The sequence below is a fragment of the Microbacterium sp. ISL-103 genome (assembly GCF_018613995.1).
In the GTDB taxonomy this organism is placed as follows: domain Bacteria; phylum Actinomycetota; class Actinomycetes; order Actinomycetales; family Microbacteriaceae; genus Microbacterium.
Map to the genome: position 1 here is coordinate 1 of NZ_JAGGPD010000090.1, position 14907 is coordinate 14907.

A 14907-nucleotide genomic window follows, 5' to 3' on the forward strand; every position below is an offset into this window, starting at 1 on the left:
AGACGATGAGCGTCCGCACGATCTCGGCGTTCGACATACCCTGCGCAAGACGCTGAAGCACCTCCTGCTCGCGGTCGGTGAGCGCCTCGAGAGTGTCGTCGCCTCCCACCGGCTCGGTGTCTCGCACATGCTTGATCAGCAACGACGCGATCCGCGGAGACAGTGAGCTCGCGCCGCTGTAGACCTCGCGCACGCCCTCGAGAATGCTCGCCGCGCTCGAATCCTTCAGCAGATATCCCGACGCGCCCGCACTGAGCATGGGCAGCACCGTGTCGCTGCCGTCGAGCGTCGTGACGGCGAGGATCTTGATGTCGGGCCAGCGCTCACTGATCACGGCCGTCGCTTCGATGCCGTTCATCTCAGGCATCTGCACGTCCATCATGACCACGTCCGGCCGTTCCCGCTCGACCACTTCGATGCCCTCGAGCCCGGACTCGGCCTCGGCGATCACCGTGATCTCGGGGTCTCGCGAGACGAAATGGGAGAGCGCCGAGCGCACCAGCGGATCGTCGTCGACGATCACAACGCGGATTTGGGACATGGAGGAAGCCTAACGGCGCTCGACCTCAGGCGCGAGGCTGTAGACCTTTGGCTATTTTTCTCTAGACGAGAGACAGATGTGCCGTGTGCAGATCACCGAGAAGATGAGTACATCGCTAGTCAAAAGTGCAATAAAGGAGGTGAATCTCTATGTCTTTCTGGAACCAGGTTGGACACTTCTTCGGCTTCTATCGTTAATATATCTGGCGAAAAGGAGATAATGAAGTATGGCTTCAAGTCTTTCCTCGGGTGACCGCACTGACGTCACCCGGCTCGGTAAGGGCGAGAAGCTCAGCACGATCGAACGAATCGCCGTCTTGGCGGTCATCGGAACGATCGTCCTCTTCGACATCGTCGGACTGTTCCTCCCTCCGGGGTTGGATCCGCTGACAGCAGCCATCGGGATCGCATCGACAGCGGTTCTGGCTCTCTATCTCTGGTCGCCACTGATCGCGACATACGCCCTCGGCGTGGTGTTCGCACTCTCTTTCATCCCCGGCATCCAAGCTCAGGTGCTCACGGTCGCCGCTTTCGCGGCAGGCTTGATCGTGCGTCTGGGATGGACCTCATTGGTCCTCTCCTATGCCGGTGTCTTCCTCCTCGCATCCGCTCTTGTCGCCACAGGCGACTCGACGAATGTCTTCAACATCGCGATCTTCCTCGTCGGTGCCGCAGTATCCGGTGCCGTCGGCTTCGCACTTCGTATCGCGTTCGCCCGAGGGCGGACTCTCGAAGTGCAGCTGGCCGAGAAGGCCGAGCAGGAACGTCAGGCAGTACTCGCTGAGCGGCGTTGGATCGCCGGCGAGCTGCACGACAGCATCGCGCACCACCTCACGGTGGTGGCGCTGCATGTGCAGATGCTCGACGACGATCGCACGAGCAGCGAATCTCAAGAAGCGATCCGCATCGCCGCGCGCAAGGCGATGACCGATCTCCGTTTCGTGATCGACCTCGCCGACGACGGGCCTCGCTCCGAGGGCATGCCGTCAGGCGACCTGGCCGCGTCGATAGACGAGGCCAGAGACGAGTTCCAGTCCGCCGGGCACACCGTACTGCTCAGCGGCGACCCCACAGACGAGCGCATCCCGCGCGCGGCCGAGATCATCCTCGCGCGCATCATGCGGGAGTCCGCCACCAACGTCCTCAAGTACGCGGGCCGAGGCGAGGTCGAGATCCGTCTCGACGTCGACGACGACCTGGTCGCGATGACCGTCGGAAGCCCGCTGTCCGTCACCCCGCGCCGGGAGCTCTCCTCCAGCCGCACCGGCATCGGCCGCATGGCCGAACGAGTGCTCGGCGCCAGCGGTGAGTTCGACGCAGGCGAGGTGGACGGACGCTGGGTCGTCTTCGCGCGTCTTCCGCTGGCCTGACGATCCGGGGTAATCTGTCCTTCGCACCTCCCGGTGACCCCCAAATCGGATGCCGGTATTTCGAAGTGCACGCCCAGAAACCGCGTGATTCCGCGGCTTCGCGGCGAAACACTAGACGAAGGTCTATGCAAGGTCTCGACTATAGGCCGTGTTCGATGGTGTAGCCGGCGGCTTACATTGGGTATACCCCAGAAATAGCGCATCCCCAGCGCTGTGATCGCGAGCGCGATCTTTGGAATCTGATCCCCATCGCGCTCGCGATCGGCTTCTCTCCTCGATGAGACGCAGCCGATCCTCGGGTTCTAGCCTCCGACGGCTCGCATGTAATGGCCGTCCGTCGAGATCCCCGACGCCGCGACCGTGAATCGCACCACCTCGCTGAGGTAGCGATCCTCCGACGCCTCGAAGATACGACCCGCCGCGTCCCGCGAGATGCGGCTCAGGCGCAGTATCGGCGTGCCCTGCGGAACGCGAAGCAGCGCGGAATCCTGTTCGTCGGCAGCGACCGCGTCGATCTGGTGCTGCAATCCGACGATCGGGTGGCCGACCGATCCGAGGTACTCGGTGATCGAGATCTCGTCGGGGTCGACATCGAACAGTCGTCGTCCCACCGCCTCGGTGTAGAACAGTCTCTCGAGCATCGTAGGGCGTCCGTCGAGCAGACGCAGCCGCACGACGCTCACGATCGTGTCATCGGGGGCGACCCCGAGCAGCTCCGCGCGATCGCCTGCGCGGCGCAGACTCAGCTCCTGGGTCTGCGCTCCGGGTGTGACTCCGAGGTCACGCGCCCATCGGGTGAAGGGCACCGAGACATCGACAGCCTGACTGGCCTTTCTCGCGACCACGCGGGCCGGCCGCCCTCGGCCTGTCTCGATCAGCCCCTCGCTCTTGAGCGCCGCCAGGGCATTGCGAATCGGGCCCCGAGACGTGCGCCACCGCTCGGCCAGCTCCGACTCGGTCGGTACGTCATCGCCGGGGCGCAGCGTGCCGTCGGCGATCTGCCCTCGCAGGTCGTCGGCGATCTGGGTGTACACAGCTTCAGCCACATAGGCATACTACTTGTCGGTCCGGGAGTGCAGTTCACCGTTCTGCGCGAGTTCATCCGGGGAAATCGCGGGTGAACGACCCCTGAACTCTTCCGAGTTAGGTATATACCTCGACCTCTCAGGTGTCAGAGTGGCTCGTGGATCACCCCTCCCACCTCTGAAAGGTCCTCATGAAGCTCCGCGCTCTCCCCGTACTCGCCGGTGCCGCGATCCTCGCGCTCGGCCTCGCCGCCTGTTCCGGCACCGCCGAGGCCACCGGCAGTGCCGGTGCTGATGAGACGTCGTCGACCAGCGGCTTCGCGGTCGATGAGAACACGCTCGTCTTCGGCGTCGTGCCCGACTCGGTCGACACCGAGACGAACTACCAGCCGCTGATGGACTACATCGCCGAGATCACCGGCAAGTCCGTCGAGTACCACGAGTCCACCGACTACGCGGCGCTGATCGAGGCCGCAGCCGCGGGCAAGGTCGACGTGGCGTCGTTCTCGGGCTTCACCTACGTCACCGCGACCAACAACGGCGCGAAGCTGACCCCGATCTCGTCGATCGTCACCGAAGAGGGCCAGGAGCCCGGGTACTACTCGCAGGCGATCGTCCCGGCCGACAGCGACATCTCGAGCCTCGAGGACTTCAAGGGCAAGAAGGTCTGCTTCGTCGACCCGTCGTCGACCTCGGGCTACCTCTTCCCCTCGTACAACCTGCTCGAGACGGGCATCGACCCCAAGACCGACATCACCCCCGTCTTCGCGGGCAAGCACGACGTGAGCGTGCAGAAGGTCGGCGAAGGCGTCGAGTGCGAGGTCGGTTTCGCAGAGGACTCCGAGGTCGAGAAGTCGGATGCCGTGAAGGTCATCGCCGAGACCATGGTTCCCGGTGCGCCGCTCGTCTACTCCTCGACGCTTCCCGACGACGTGGCCCAGAAGCTCATCGACGGCCTCTCCGAGATCACGATCGACGACATCATCGCCGCCGGCATCGACAGCGCAGACACCGACTCGTTCCGCAGCGTCTTCTACGCCACGAAGCCGGTCGACGACGCGTACTACGACCTGATCCGCGACATCTGCAAGGAGACCGAAGCGGAGCAGTGCCAGGGCTGACGCCCGACCACTGACCGTCGGTCGGGTCCGAGCGCCCTTCGTCGCATCTTCGCAGCAGCTGCGAGAGACGAAGGGCGCTCACCCGCAGCCACGCGCATCGCCCCGGCACGACGAAGACCCGAGCACCGCACACCCGAACACGACGCACCACTGGAGAGAATGCAATGAATGCGGCATCCGATGCCCTGATCCGCCTGGCGGGCGTGACCAAGAACTTCGGCTCGACGGCGGCACTCAAGGATGTGTCGCTGCAGGTGTCACGCGGCGAGATCGTCGTGCTGCTCGGCCTCTCGGGCTCGGGCAAGTCGACGCTGCTGCGGCACCTCGACGGCCTCGAGACTCCGACCTCCGGTGACATCGAGGTGCTGGGCTCCCAGGTGCCCGCGCTGAAGGGCAAGGCTCTTCGCCGGCTCCGCAGCCGGGTGGGCTTCATCTTCCAGCAGTTCGAGCTGGTGCCCTCGCTCACCGTGCTCGAGAACGTGCTCACCGGATCGCTGTCCGAGGTCCGCGGGCCGCGGCTCGGTCTCTGGGGATACTCGAAGGCGGCCAAGCTGCGCGCCCTCGGTCATCTCGACCGAGTCGGCCTGCTCGATCGCGCCTACCAGCGCAGCGACACGCTTTCCGGCGGCCAGCAGCAGCGCGTGGCGATCGCCCGCGCACTGATGCAGAAGCCCGACATCCTGCTCGCCGACGAGCCGGTCGCATCACTCGATCCCGAATCGAGCGACCAGGTCATGGCGCTGATCCGCGAGATCGCCGCCGACGAAGGCCTCACGGTGGTCTGCAGCCTGCACCAGGTCGACCTCGCGATCTCGTGGGCCGACCGCATCGTCGGGCTTCGCCACGGCGAGGTCGTGCTCGACATGCCCACCACCGACCTGACGAAGTCCGAGGTCATGGAGATCTACGGACGCGTCGCGACGACGACCGCCGAGATCCAGGCCGTGCGGGCCGAGCTCACCGACATCACGGCGGATGTCGTCGTCGAAGCGGCCGAGATCGATGCCGCGCTGACCGAGAAGGCGCGCGTCTCGTGACTCTGCTCTCCGGCCCGCCGGCCGCACGCTCGGCATCCGGCGCGACCCCGGGCACAGCCTCGGCGTCTGCGACCGTCGGCGAGCGCGCGCCCCGACGCCCCGTCTCGCCCGAGCGCATCGCCGCCGGTCTGACGCTCCTCGCCCTCGTGGTGCTCGGCGTCCTCGCGGTGAGCGAGGTCGGCATCTCGATCCCCGCGATGGTGCAGAGCTGGGGCAACGCCGAGAACTTCATGGCCCGCGTCGGTGGGCTGTCCTTCCCCGAACCCGCCGACCTCGCCTGGCTGATCGCCCTCACGGTCGGTCTCGTGCTCGTCGGCACACTCCTCGCCGCGGTGCTGTCGGTGCCGATCGCCTACCTCGCGGCGTCGAACACGACCCCGGGCAACGGATGGCGTGCGGCCGCCCGCTTCGTCGGAGTCCTCACCCGCGCGCTCCCCGACGTCGTGCTCGCGATGGCGTTCGTGCTCATGTTCTCACTCGGCACTCTGCCCGGCATCCTCGCGATCGGCATCCACTCGATCGGCATGATCTCGAAGATGTTCGCCGACGCGATCGAGCAGATCGACGAGGGCCCCCGCCTCGCGATCCGCGCGGCGGGCGGATCGAAGATGCAGGAGTTCACCTCGGGCATCCTGCCGCAGGTGCTGCCCAGCTGGGTCGCGACGGTGCTGCACCGCAATGACATCAACCTGCGGGGCAGCGTCGTGCTCGGCTATGTCGGCGTCGCGGGTCTCGGTCTCGAGATGTCGTACGCGTTCAAGGCCCTCAACTACGGGAAGGGTCTCGGGATCGCGCTGGTCATCTTCATCCTGTGCGTCGCGATGGAGATCATCTCGAGCATGGTGCGTGGCGCGATGCTCGGCGGGCAGAAGCAGACCCGCTCGTGGATCGACAGGCTCATCCACCCGCGTCTGCTGGGCGCCACGACGAGTGCGACCGACTCCACCCGCCCCGCATGGGCGGCCAGCCCGCAGGCAGCGGTGCGGCGCCCCTGGACCGCGGAGCGCGTGCGCGACACCATCGGCGCGATGATCGCGGTTCTCGTCGTGATCGGCAGCGTCGTCGTCAGCCAGATCAACTGGCTCGACTTCTTCACGTTCTGGGCGAAGCTCCCCGAGGTCGCCGCCAAGTTCTGGCCGCCGTCGTTCGGCAGCTACGAGGCCTCGGCGATGATCGCCGCCATGCGAGACACCGTCGCGATCGCACTCGCGGCCACTGTGCTGACGCTGCTGCCCGCGCTGATCCTCGGCTCCCTCGCCGCGAGCAACGTCGCACCGAGCTCGGGGGCACGAGGCGTCGCGCGCTTCCTGCTCGTCGGCATACGCGGCATCCCCGAGCTGATCCTCGCGATCGTGCTCGTGGTGATCACCGGACTCGGAGCGCAGGCCGGAGTCATCGCGCTCGCCATCGGCGGTATCGGCCTGCTCGGCAAGCTGATCGCCGACTCGTTCGAAGAGGTCGACCGCGGCCCCGAACGCGCACTGCGAGCAGTCGGCGCCACACGTCTGCAGACCTACACCTCGGCGACCGTGCCGCAGGGTATGCAGGCGCTCATCGGGCACAGCTTCTACATGCTCGACACGAACATCCGCGCGGCGACCATCCTCGGCATCGTCGGTGGTGGCGGGGTGGGCTACTACCTGCTCAACGCTAGCCAGGGGTCGCGCTACGAGACGGTCACCGCCATCGTGCTGATGATCCTCGTCACGGTGCTCGTCGTCGAAGGCCTCGCGATGTGGATGCGCAAGGTGTTCCGATGACCCGCGCCGGCAGTGCGACGGATTCCGCCGACCTCGTCGTCGTCGGTTCGGGCATCGTCGGCCTCGGCGCGGCCTACGCCGCCGCGCGACGGGGCCTGAGCGTGATCGTCGTCGATCGAGCGGATGCTCCGGTCGGGGCGACGATCCGCAACTTCGGCCATCTCTGCATCGGCGCGCAGTCGGGCGACGCACGCCGATACGCCGACATCTCACGCGAGTTGTGGCTGCGCCTCGCGCACGACGCCGGTTTCTGGATCCGTGAGTCGGGCACTCTGGTGGCCGCCCGGCATGACGACGAGATCGCCGTGCTCGAACAGGCGTCGGGCGACGGCGGCATCCGGATGCTCGAGACCGACGAGCTGCTGCGGCTCGCGCCGCTGCGGGCCGAGGGGCTGGTCGGCGGCGCGCACATCGAGCCCGACCTGCAGACCGATCCGCGCACCGCTGCCGCAGCCATCGTGCGCCACCTGGCGACGCTCGGCGTCGACTTCCGATTCCGCACGTCGGTCACCTCTGTCGCGGGCGGACGCATCGAGACGACGAGGGGACCGATCACCGCCGGCGCAGTGGTGGTGGCGGTCAATCACGACATCGACCAGCTGCTGCCCGAGATCGCCGAGCGGGCGGGCGTGCAGCGCTGCGCCCTCGACATGATGCGGGCGGCGGTGTCGCTGCCGCATCCGCTCGCAGCCCCGCTTCTGACCGGGTGGTCGCTCGTGCGGTACGGCCGCTTCGCGGGCGGTTCGGCGACCGCCGCGCTGCGCGAGCGGCTGCACTCCGAGCGCCCCGACCTCGCGGCCCTCGATCTCAACCAGATGTACACACAGCTGCCGGACGGCACGCTGATCATCGGCGACTCGCACGCCACGGCCGCCTCCCCGGCGCCGTTCCAGCCGGAGGCCGCCTTCGCGGCCTTCCTCGCCGAAGCCGAAGCGCTGTTCGACATGCCGGCGCCGCGGGTGCTCGAGCGCTGGCAGGGCGTCTACGCCAAGGCATCGAAGGACTTCCTCATCGACACGAGCGACGAGGGGGTGCTGGTGGTCGCCGCGACCACCGGCATCGGAATGACCACGGGTCTGGGGCTCGCCGAAGAGAATCTCACCGCCGCCTTCGGGTGGGCACCCGCAATGGAAGGAACATCATGACCACTCCGCTCGAAGAGGGCCGCGCGATCGAACTCGTCGTGCTCGACATGGCAGGCACCACAGTGCTCGACGACGGGGTCGTCGAGACCGCGTTCCAGCGCGCCGCCGAGCGCACCGGAGTCGCCGATCGGATGCCCTGGGACGACGCGCTCGCGCACGTGCGCGACACGATGGGGCAGTCGAAGATCGACGTCTTCACGCATCTCGCGGGCGGCGACCGGGCGGCCGCCGAGCGGGCGACGGCCACGTTCGAGGGCGCGTACGCCGAGATCGTCGCCGAGCAGGGGGTGAGCGAGATCCCCGGGGCCGCAGACGCGATCCAGGGGCTCAAGGATGCCGGTCTCGCCGTCGTGCTCACCACGGGGTTCGCGCCGGTCACGCGCGACGCGCTGATCGACGGACTCGGCTGGCGTGGCCTCATCGATCTCGCCCTCTCGCCGGTGGATGCCGGGCGGGGTCGACCCGCGCCCGATCTGGTGCTGACCGCTCTGATCCGCACGCAGACCACGTCGGTGGCATCGGTCGCCGTGGTCGGCGACACCGTGAGCGACGTCGAATCGGGCCGCCGCGCCGGAGCCGGCTTCGTGGCCGGAGTGCTCACCGGCGCTCATGGCATCGAGATGCTCAGGGGAGCCGGAGCGGATGCCGTTCTCGCCGACGTGACCGGGCTCGCCCCCGCCCTCGCAGAGCGCGGCCTGCTGCCTCGCGCACACGCCGTCGTCCCCACCTTCTGAGACGGCGTCTGACATGGGGACTCTGCTGGTGCGCCCACCCGGACGCCGTCGCGACGTGGCGCTCCGCCCCGCCGCGACCGCCATGGTGTGGATCGGCGAGGGGCATGCACACGAGATGATCGCCGTGCCGGGCGTAGCGCTGGCCGAACACGACGTGCTCGTGGCGGTCGAGATGTCGACCATCTGCGGGTCCGACGTGCACACCGTGCAGGGCCGCCGATCCGCCCCGGTACCACTCGTGCTCGGACATGAGAGCGTCGGACGCGTGATCGCCACCGGCGATGCCGGTGCCGTGGCTGTCGACGGCAGTCCGCTGCGCATCGGCGATCGGGTGGTCTGGTCGGTGACGATCTCGTGCGGCGCGTGCGATCGCTGCGTGCGAGGGTTGTCGCAGAAGTGCCGCACGCTCGGCAAGTACGGTCACGACCGAGTGGGAGTGCACGGCGATCTCACGGGTGCGTTCGGCTCCCATGTGCAGGTGCGCGCGGGCACGGCGATCGTCCGGGTGCCGGAGTCGTTGCCGGCATCCGTGCTCGCCCCCGCCTCGTGCGCGACGGCCACCGCGTGGGCTGCCGTCGCCAGGGCCGCGCGCGATGTCGACCTCGAGGGCGCGGCGGTGCGGATCCACGGCGCGGGCCTCGTCGGCCTCTCGGCCGCCGCGATCGCCGTCGAGCAGGGCGCGCGCGTCGAGGTGCTCGACCCCGATCCCGCGCGCCTCGCTCTGGCCTCGCGGTTCGGGGCGGCGCCTCTCGACGACGAGCCGGATGTCGTCATCGAGGCGTCGGGTCACGCCGTGGCGGATGCGCTCGCCGGCGTCGCCACCGGCGGCACTGTGGTGCTGGTCGGCAGTGTCTTCGCCGCAGAACCCGTCGCCCTCGATGCCGAGAGCATCGTTCGCCGGCTCGTCACCGTCACCGGCGTGCACAACTACACCGGGGCGGAACTGGTCGAGGCCGTCGGGTTCCTCGCCGGTCGAGGTCGGGCCTATCCGTTCGACGAGGCGGTGGGCGAGGTGCGTGAACTCGCCGAGATCGACGGGGCGATCGCCGCGGCATCCGCTGCCGGAGCGCCGCTCAGGGTCGGTCTCGTGCCCCGTCGCTGACCCCGGTCGCCGACCCGGTGCGACGCGGACCGGCGGGACGGATGCCCTCGGCGTGGAACGCGAGCAGGCGGGTCGCGGTGTCGACCGTCTCGTCGAGGATCTGCTGCGGATCGCCGGTGAGCGCGAGCATCCGATGCCCGACGCCGTCGTTCGTCGCCCACCCGACGAACACGGTTCCGGGTTCGTGACCGCCCTCGGGCCCCGGGCCTCCGACGCCGGTCGTCGACACGCACAGGTCGGCGTCGAAGAGTCGACGGGCGTTCTCGGCCAGCTGCTCCGCGCAGGCGGCCGAGCACGGGTCCGTGCCGGGGGTCAGGCCGAGCAGGCTCTCTTTGACGTCGGTGAGGTAGGCGACGACGCCGCCGGCGAACCAGTCGCCGGCGCCATCACCCGCACCGATCGTGCTCGCGAGACTCCCCGAGGTGAGCGACTCCACCACGCAGACGCGCAGCCCGCGCTCTTCGGCGACCTCGCTGAGGCGTTCGAGAGCTGTGTCCTGCGCCGTCACTTGTGCTGTGCCGTCACTTCTCTTCAGCGGAATCGGCGTGGGTCGGCGCATCGGTCTCGATGGTCGCCTCATCGGAGTAGTCGGGCCGCTCGGGCTGCAGCGGCTGGTCGGAGTACTCCCCGCCCAGGCGGCCGCCGTACGGGCGTCCGTGATCGGCGAACTCGTCACGGGCGTAGACCAGGGTCCACTCTCCGATGGTGAATCGTGCGCCGGTGCGCAGCGTCTGCATGCGCTCGCCCGGGTGGGTGGAGTCGGCGTCGGGGTTCGCGTTCATCTCGCCCTCCCCGTGCATGTCGAGGACGTACTCGTCGCGATCGTCGTGCGTGATCGTGGCGTGCACGGGATCAGCGCCCTCGAGGCTCAGCTCGTTGTCGACGGCGGAGCCGATGCGCACCACGTCGACCTCGAGTGCGAACTCGCTCCTCACGTCGTCGCGGGTGACCCGCAGACGAGGATTGCCCTCGCCGAACTCCGCATGCGTCGTCGTCGGGGTGTAGCCCTCATCGGAGCGGTCATCGATGTGTCGTGCGTTCATGGTCACGTCTCCTCGCAGTCGCAGCAAGCCTAAAGGCCAGACATACGGGTACGCAGGGGGTTGACTTCGGTGGGCCGGATCCTGATCCTCCGGGGATCTCGGCGGAGGATGTCAACCCCCTGCCGAGGTCTGCCGAGCAGCGCGATCGTCGACGGACACCCATAACCGACCGCGACACGACGAGGAGACATCATGGCCGACAACACGCCCGACCCCCGGAACCTGCATCGCGACGAGGGCTTTCCCGGGCAGCAGCAGGATCAGCCCGGCCTGACGGATGCCACGCACCCCGACCCCGACCACGGCGAGACGTCATATGAAGGCCACGGGCGTCTCGCCGGGCTGCGCGCGCTGATCACCGGCGGCGACTCCGGCATCGGCCGCGCCGTCGCGATCGCCTACGCCCGGGAGGGCGCCGATGTCGCGATCGTGCATATGCCGGAGGAGCAGAAGGATGCCGACGACACCCTCGAGCTGATCCGTGCCGAAGGCCGCCAGGCGCTGAGCCTCGCCGGCGACGTGCGCGACGAGTCGTTCGCCACCGAGATCGTCTCGCAGACCCGCAGCGCGTTCGGCGGGCTCGACGTCGTCGTGCTCAACGCCGCCTACCAGCACGACATCGACGGTTTCGAGAACCTCGAGTCCGAGAACATGCGCCGGGTCTTCGAGACCAACCTGTTCGGCCTGATGTACACCGCTCGGGCCGCCTATCCGCACCTCGAACCGGGAGCGAGCATCATCGTCACCGCATCCGTGCAGGCCTACGAGCCGTCACCCGGTCTCATCGACTACGCCATGACGAAGGCCGCCCAGGTCGCGTTCGTGAAGGCACTCGCCGAAGAGGCGGGGGAGCGCGGCATCCGCGTGAACGCCGTCGCCCCCGGCCCGATCTGGACGCCGCTGATCCCCGCCACGGGCTGGGATGAAGAGCGATTGAACACCTTCGGGCAGGACACCCCGCTCGGCCGCGCCGGGCAGCCGTCGGAGCTCGCCGGAGCCTACGTGTATCTCGCGTCGCCCGACGCGTCGTACACGTCGGGGGCCGTGATCGCGGTCACGGGCGGCAAGCACCTCTGACCGGCGGCACGCACCTCTGCGCAGAGGTATGACGAGAGCCGGCGCCCCGTAGGCTGAGACGCGTGCAGCAGTCGTCCCGGGCTCTCGTGGGCGTCGCTCTCGTCGTGGCCTCGTGTCTCTCGCTGCCTTTCGGGGCCGCCGTCGCGGCGCAGCTCTTCCCCGTGCTCGGCCCGTGGGGCGTGACCTCGCTCCGTGTCGCCATCGCCGCGCTGCTGCTGGTCGTCATCGTGCGGCCGCGTCCCGGGCGGTGGAATCGCACGCAGTGGCTCGCCGCCGTCTTCTTCGGGCTGACGCTCGCGGGCATGAACGGGTTCTTCTACGCCGCGATCGACCGCATCCCCCTGGGCCCGGCGGTCGCGATCGAGTTCCTCGGACCGCCCGTGCTCGCGGCCGTGCTGACCAAGCGTCGCTCGGACGCCGCGTGGGTCGGGGTGGCGCTTCTCGGCATGGTGCTGCTCGGGGTCGACGGTCTGGTCGGTGCTGAGCCCCTCGACCCGCTCGGGCTGGTCTTCGTCCTGATCGCTGCCGCATTCTGGGCGATGTACATCCGCATGAGCGCGCGCGTCGGCCCGCTCATCCCGGGCAACGGCGGTCTGGCGGTCGGGCTCGTCGTGGCCGCCGTACTGCTGATCCCGGTCGGCGTCCCGGCCGCGGTGACGGTGGCGGGCGACATGCAGCTGCTGCTGCTCGCCGCCGTCACCGCGGTGCTGTCATCCGTGATCCCCTACAGCTTCGAGCTCGCCGCACTCCGACGGCTGCCCCAGCGTGTGTTCGGTGTGCTGCTGAGCCTCGAGCCCGCGTTCGCCACGCTCGCCGGCTGGGCGATCCTCGGGCAGAGCGCGACCCCGCTGCGGATGCTCGCGATCGCACTCGTCGTCGTCGCGAGCGTCGGCACCACGCTCGGCGTGCGTCGTCGACGCCGCCGGGCGGATGCCGATCACGATGCCGACGGGCGCCGCGATCCTCGAGACGACGACGAGACGGGGCCTTTCACCGCTCCGATCCCGCTGCCGGATTGAGTCGCGGTCTGCTCGTCACGCGGCGACGGTCGCCGGAACCGGCAGCGGAAAGCGGCGTCGCAGCAGCATGCGCTGCACGAGCGTCCACACGACCGTCACCGTCAGGTACAGCGCGGCAGCGAGTGGCACGAACGCCGCGAACACGGCCGTGAGGTAGTGCAGGGCACCTGTCACACGCAGCATCGTCGGAGAGTTCAGCGGTGAGTCGTCGTCGACGACTGCCGGGCGGAACACCCGCCGGCTGACCTCGGCCACGGCGATCATGACGGCGATCAGCACACCGAACACGACGAAGGTCGCGGGCGTCCCGCCACCGCTGAACACGGCCGACACGAGACTGGTGCCCAGCGGTGCGCCGAACAGGTCGTGGGTGAGCAGGTCATTCGGGTGCCCGGCGATGTCGGTGCGGATGAACAGCGTGTAGAGGATGCCGACGACCGGCGCCTGTGCGAGCACCGGCAGCATGCCGGCGAACGGCGAGGTGTTCTCCGATCGGTACAGCTCGAGCATCTCCTTCTGCAGGCGCTCGGGGTTCTTCTTGTGTCGGCGCTGCAGTTCACGCAGCCGAGGAGCGAGTCGTGCTCGCGTCTGCTCGGCTTTGGCCTGCGAGACGCCCACGGGAATCAGCAGGGCGCGCACGAGCAGGGTCACGAGCACCACGGCGAGAGCCGCGGCGGATGCTCCGGCGAAGGGCTCGACGAGAGAGGCGAGTCCGGCGAGGGCGCCGTACGCGGCGTCGAGAAGGAAGGTCAGGGGTGGGAAGGCGAAGATGTCCATGGAAGTCCGTTCGTGTGTCGGGAAGGGTCGGCGAAAGCCGCGCAGTCCCGTACGAGGACGGACTACGCGGGAACGGCGACTCCCGGCGCACGAGGGCGCGGGTGACCGGCGGCGTCAGGATCGCTCTGAGCGAGCAGCGTCGAGACGTCGATCGCCCGCAGCGGATGCGCAGCGCTTCCCGCCGTCGGCGGCACGAGGCTCAGTGCGACGACGAGTGTGAGGGTCGTCAGTGCGACGAGGGCGATGGCCACACCGATCGCGGCTGCATCGGGCAGAGCCACGATGCCGAGAGCAGACGCGACGAAGCCGAGCATCTGCCCGAACCACTCGCTCACGTGCGCTCCCTCATCCTTCTGCCGAGGCTATCACCGGGATCTGAGAGCGGCGTCTGATCGAGGCACCGGCTCTCGGCCTGCCGGGCGGCGCTAGCCTCGAACCATGGCAGATCTGCGCACTGTGCTCGGCATCGAGCATCCGATCCTTCTCGGTCCGTTCGGCGGGCTCTCATCCGTCGGGCTCGCAGCGCGCGTGAGCGATGCCGGAGGGCTCGGCGGCTACGGGCTGTACGGCTACGACGGGGCGCGGATCCGCTCGACGATCGCAGCCCTTCGAGAGGCGACGACCGAGCCGTTCGCCGTGAACATCTGGCTGCCCACCGGCGACGAGGTCGAGCCGAACGTGCAGCACACCGTGTTCGCGCAGGCCCTGCAGCCGTTCTACGACGCTGTCGGCATCGATGTCCCCGCCCGCCCGGCGCAGTATCTGCCTGCGCTCGACGAGCAGCTCGACGCCATCTGGGACGCCGCCCCTCCCGTTCTGAGCGTGGTGTTCGGCGTACCGTCGGTCGACGTCGTCGATCAGGCGCATCGCCGGGGCATCCGTGTGGTGGGAACGGCGACGACCGTGGCCGAAGCCGCGGCGCTCGCCGACGTGGGCGTCGACGCCGTGGTCGCCACGGGCATGGAGGCGGGCGGACACCGCGTATCGTTCCTGCGCCCGGCCGAGGACTCTCTGGTGGGTACGTTCGCGCTCGTGCCGCAGGTCGTCGACGCCGTCGACGTCCCTGTGATCGCGGCAGGCGGCATCTCCGATCGCCGTGGCGTGGCCGCCGCCTTCGCCCTCGGAGCGTCGGGTGTGCAGGTCGGCACGGCGTTTCT

Annotated in this window: 16 protein-coding genes; 10 read left to right on the plus strand and 6 right to left on the minus strand. The window is 68.7% G+C overall.

Going from position 1 to position 14907, the window contains the following annotated elements; genetic code table 11:
* Positions 1–541: response regulator transcription factor (locus J7E68_RS04020; RefSeq protein ID WP_251048618.1), on the minus strand; the 541-nt coding region annotated here is incomplete at its 3' end.
* A 226-nt stretch (positions 542–767) separates the two neighbouring features.
* Between J7E68_RS04020 and J7E68_RS04025 the strand changes: the two genes are divergently transcribed.
* Positions 768–1910, plus strand: a complete 1143-nt coding sequence (locus J7E68_RS04025; protein WP_215170072.1) for a histidine kinase — start codon at positions 768–770, stop codon at positions 1908–1910.
* Between the two features lie 302 nt (positions 1911–2212).
* On the opposite strand, the gene J7E68_RS04030 is transcribed toward J7E68_RS04025, so the two are convergent.
* Positions 2213–2956: a GntR family transcriptional regulator gene (locus J7E68_RS04030; RefSeq protein ID WP_311416276.1), complete on the minus strand. Its 744-nt coding sequence runs from the start codon at positions 2954–2956 to the stop codon at positions 2213–2215.
* 170 nt (positions 2957–3126) lie between these two features.
* Here J7E68_RS04030 and J7E68_RS04035 point away from each other — a divergent pair, with 170 nt between their 5' ends.
* From J7E68_RS04035 to J7E68_RS04060, 6 genes are all read left to right on the plus strand, one after another.
* The gene (locus tag J7E68_RS04035) at positions 3127–4056 is read left to right on the plus strand and encodes a phosphate/phosphite/phosphonate ABC transporter substrate-binding protein (protein WP_215170074.1); all 930 of its coding nucleotides are present in this window, start codon (positions 3127–3129) and stop codon (positions 4054–4056) included.
* A 164-nt stretch (positions 4057–4220) separates the two neighbouring features.
* Positions 4221–5093 carry a phosphonate ABC transporter ATP-binding protein gene (gene phnC / locus J7E68_RS04040; RefSeq protein WP_251048619.1) on the plus strand — a complete coding sequence of 291 codons (873 nt, stop codon included), beginning with the start codon at positions 4221–4223 and terminating at the stop codon, positions 5091–5093.
* The gene (gene phnE / locus J7E68_RS04045; protein WP_311416279.1) at positions 5090–6853 is read left to right on the plus strand and encodes a phosphonate ABC transporter, permease protein PhnE; all 1764 of its coding nucleotides are present in this window, start codon (positions 5090–5092) and stop codon (positions 6851–6853) included. Before phnC ends, phnE begins: the two co-directional genes overlap by 4 nt.
* The gene (locus tag J7E68_RS04050; protein ID WP_215170076.1) at positions 6850–7998 is read left to right on the plus strand and encodes a TIGR03364 family FAD-dependent oxidoreductase; all 1149 of its coding nucleotides are present in this window, start codon (positions 6850–6852) and stop codon (positions 7996–7998) included. The genes phnE and J7E68_RS04050 overlap by 4 nt, the downstream gene beginning before the upstream one ends.
* The gene (locus tag J7E68_RS04055; protein WP_215170078.1) at positions 7995–8732 is read left to right on the plus strand and encodes an HAD family hydrolase; all 738 of its coding nucleotides are present in this window, start codon (positions 7995–7997) and stop codon (positions 8730–8732) included. Before J7E68_RS04050 ends, J7E68_RS04055 begins: the two co-directional genes overlap by 4 nt.
* Positions 8733–8745: 13 nt before the next feature.
* The gene (locus tag J7E68_RS04060) at positions 8746–9834 is read left to right on the plus strand and encodes an alcohol dehydrogenase catalytic domain-containing protein (RefSeq protein WP_215170081.1); all 1089 of its coding nucleotides are present in this window, start codon (positions 8746–8748) and stop codon (positions 9832–9834) included.
* Here J7E68_RS04060 and J7E68_RS04065 read toward each other — a convergent pair.
* Both J7E68_RS04065 and J7E68_RS04070 read right to left on the minus strand, forming a co-directional pair.
* Positions 9806–10342 carry a CinA family protein gene (locus J7E68_RS04065; RefSeq protein WP_311416281.1) on the minus strand — a complete coding sequence of 179 codons (537 nt, stop codon included), beginning with the start codon at positions 10340–10342 and terminating at the stop codon, positions 9806–9808. The genes J7E68_RS04060 and J7E68_RS04065 overlap by 29 nt on opposite strands.
* A gap of 13 nt (positions 10343–10355) precedes the next feature.
* A complete protein-coding gene (locus J7E68_RS04070; RefSeq protein WP_215170085.1) occupies positions 10356–10877 on the minus strand; it encodes an FHA domain-containing protein in 522 nt (173 codons plus the stop codon).
* 192 nt (positions 10878–11069) lie between these two features.
* On the opposite strand from J7E68_RS04070, the gene J7E68_RS04075 reads away from it, so the two are divergent.
* Positions 11070–11954 carry an SDR family oxidoreductase gene (locus tag J7E68_RS04075; protein WP_215170087.1) on the plus strand — a complete coding sequence of 295 codons (885 nt, stop codon included), beginning with the start codon at positions 11070–11072 and terminating at the stop codon, positions 11952–11954.
* Between the two features lie 62 nt (positions 11955–12016).
* Complete coding sequence (locus J7E68_RS04080) at positions 12017–12973, plus strand: DMT family transporter (protein WP_215170089.1); 957 nt, start codon at positions 12017–12019, stop codon at positions 12971–12973.
* Between the two features lie 15 nt (positions 12974–12988).
* Here J7E68_RS04080 and J7E68_RS04085 read toward each other — a convergent pair whose 3' ends face one another.
* Together J7E68_RS04085 and J7E68_RS04090 are read right to left on the minus strand one after the other, a co-directional pair.
* Positions 12989–13750: a membrane protein insertase YidC gene (locus tag J7E68_RS04085; protein ID WP_215170091.1), complete on the minus strand. Its 762-nt coding sequence runs from the start codon at positions 13748–13750 to the stop codon at positions 12989–12991.
* Between the two features lie 62 nt (positions 13751–13812).
* Positions 13813–14085, minus strand: coding sequence for a DUF6412 domain-containing protein (locus J7E68_RS04090; protein WP_215170093.1), 273 nt, complete (start codon positions 14083–14085; stop codon positions 13813–13815).
* 103 nt (positions 14086–14188) lie between these two features.
* Here J7E68_RS04090 and J7E68_RS04095 point away from each other — a divergent pair.
* Positions 14189–14907 (plus strand): nitronate monooxygenase (locus J7E68_RS04095; protein WP_215170096.1); only part of this gene is annotated, 719 nt, incomplete at its 3' end.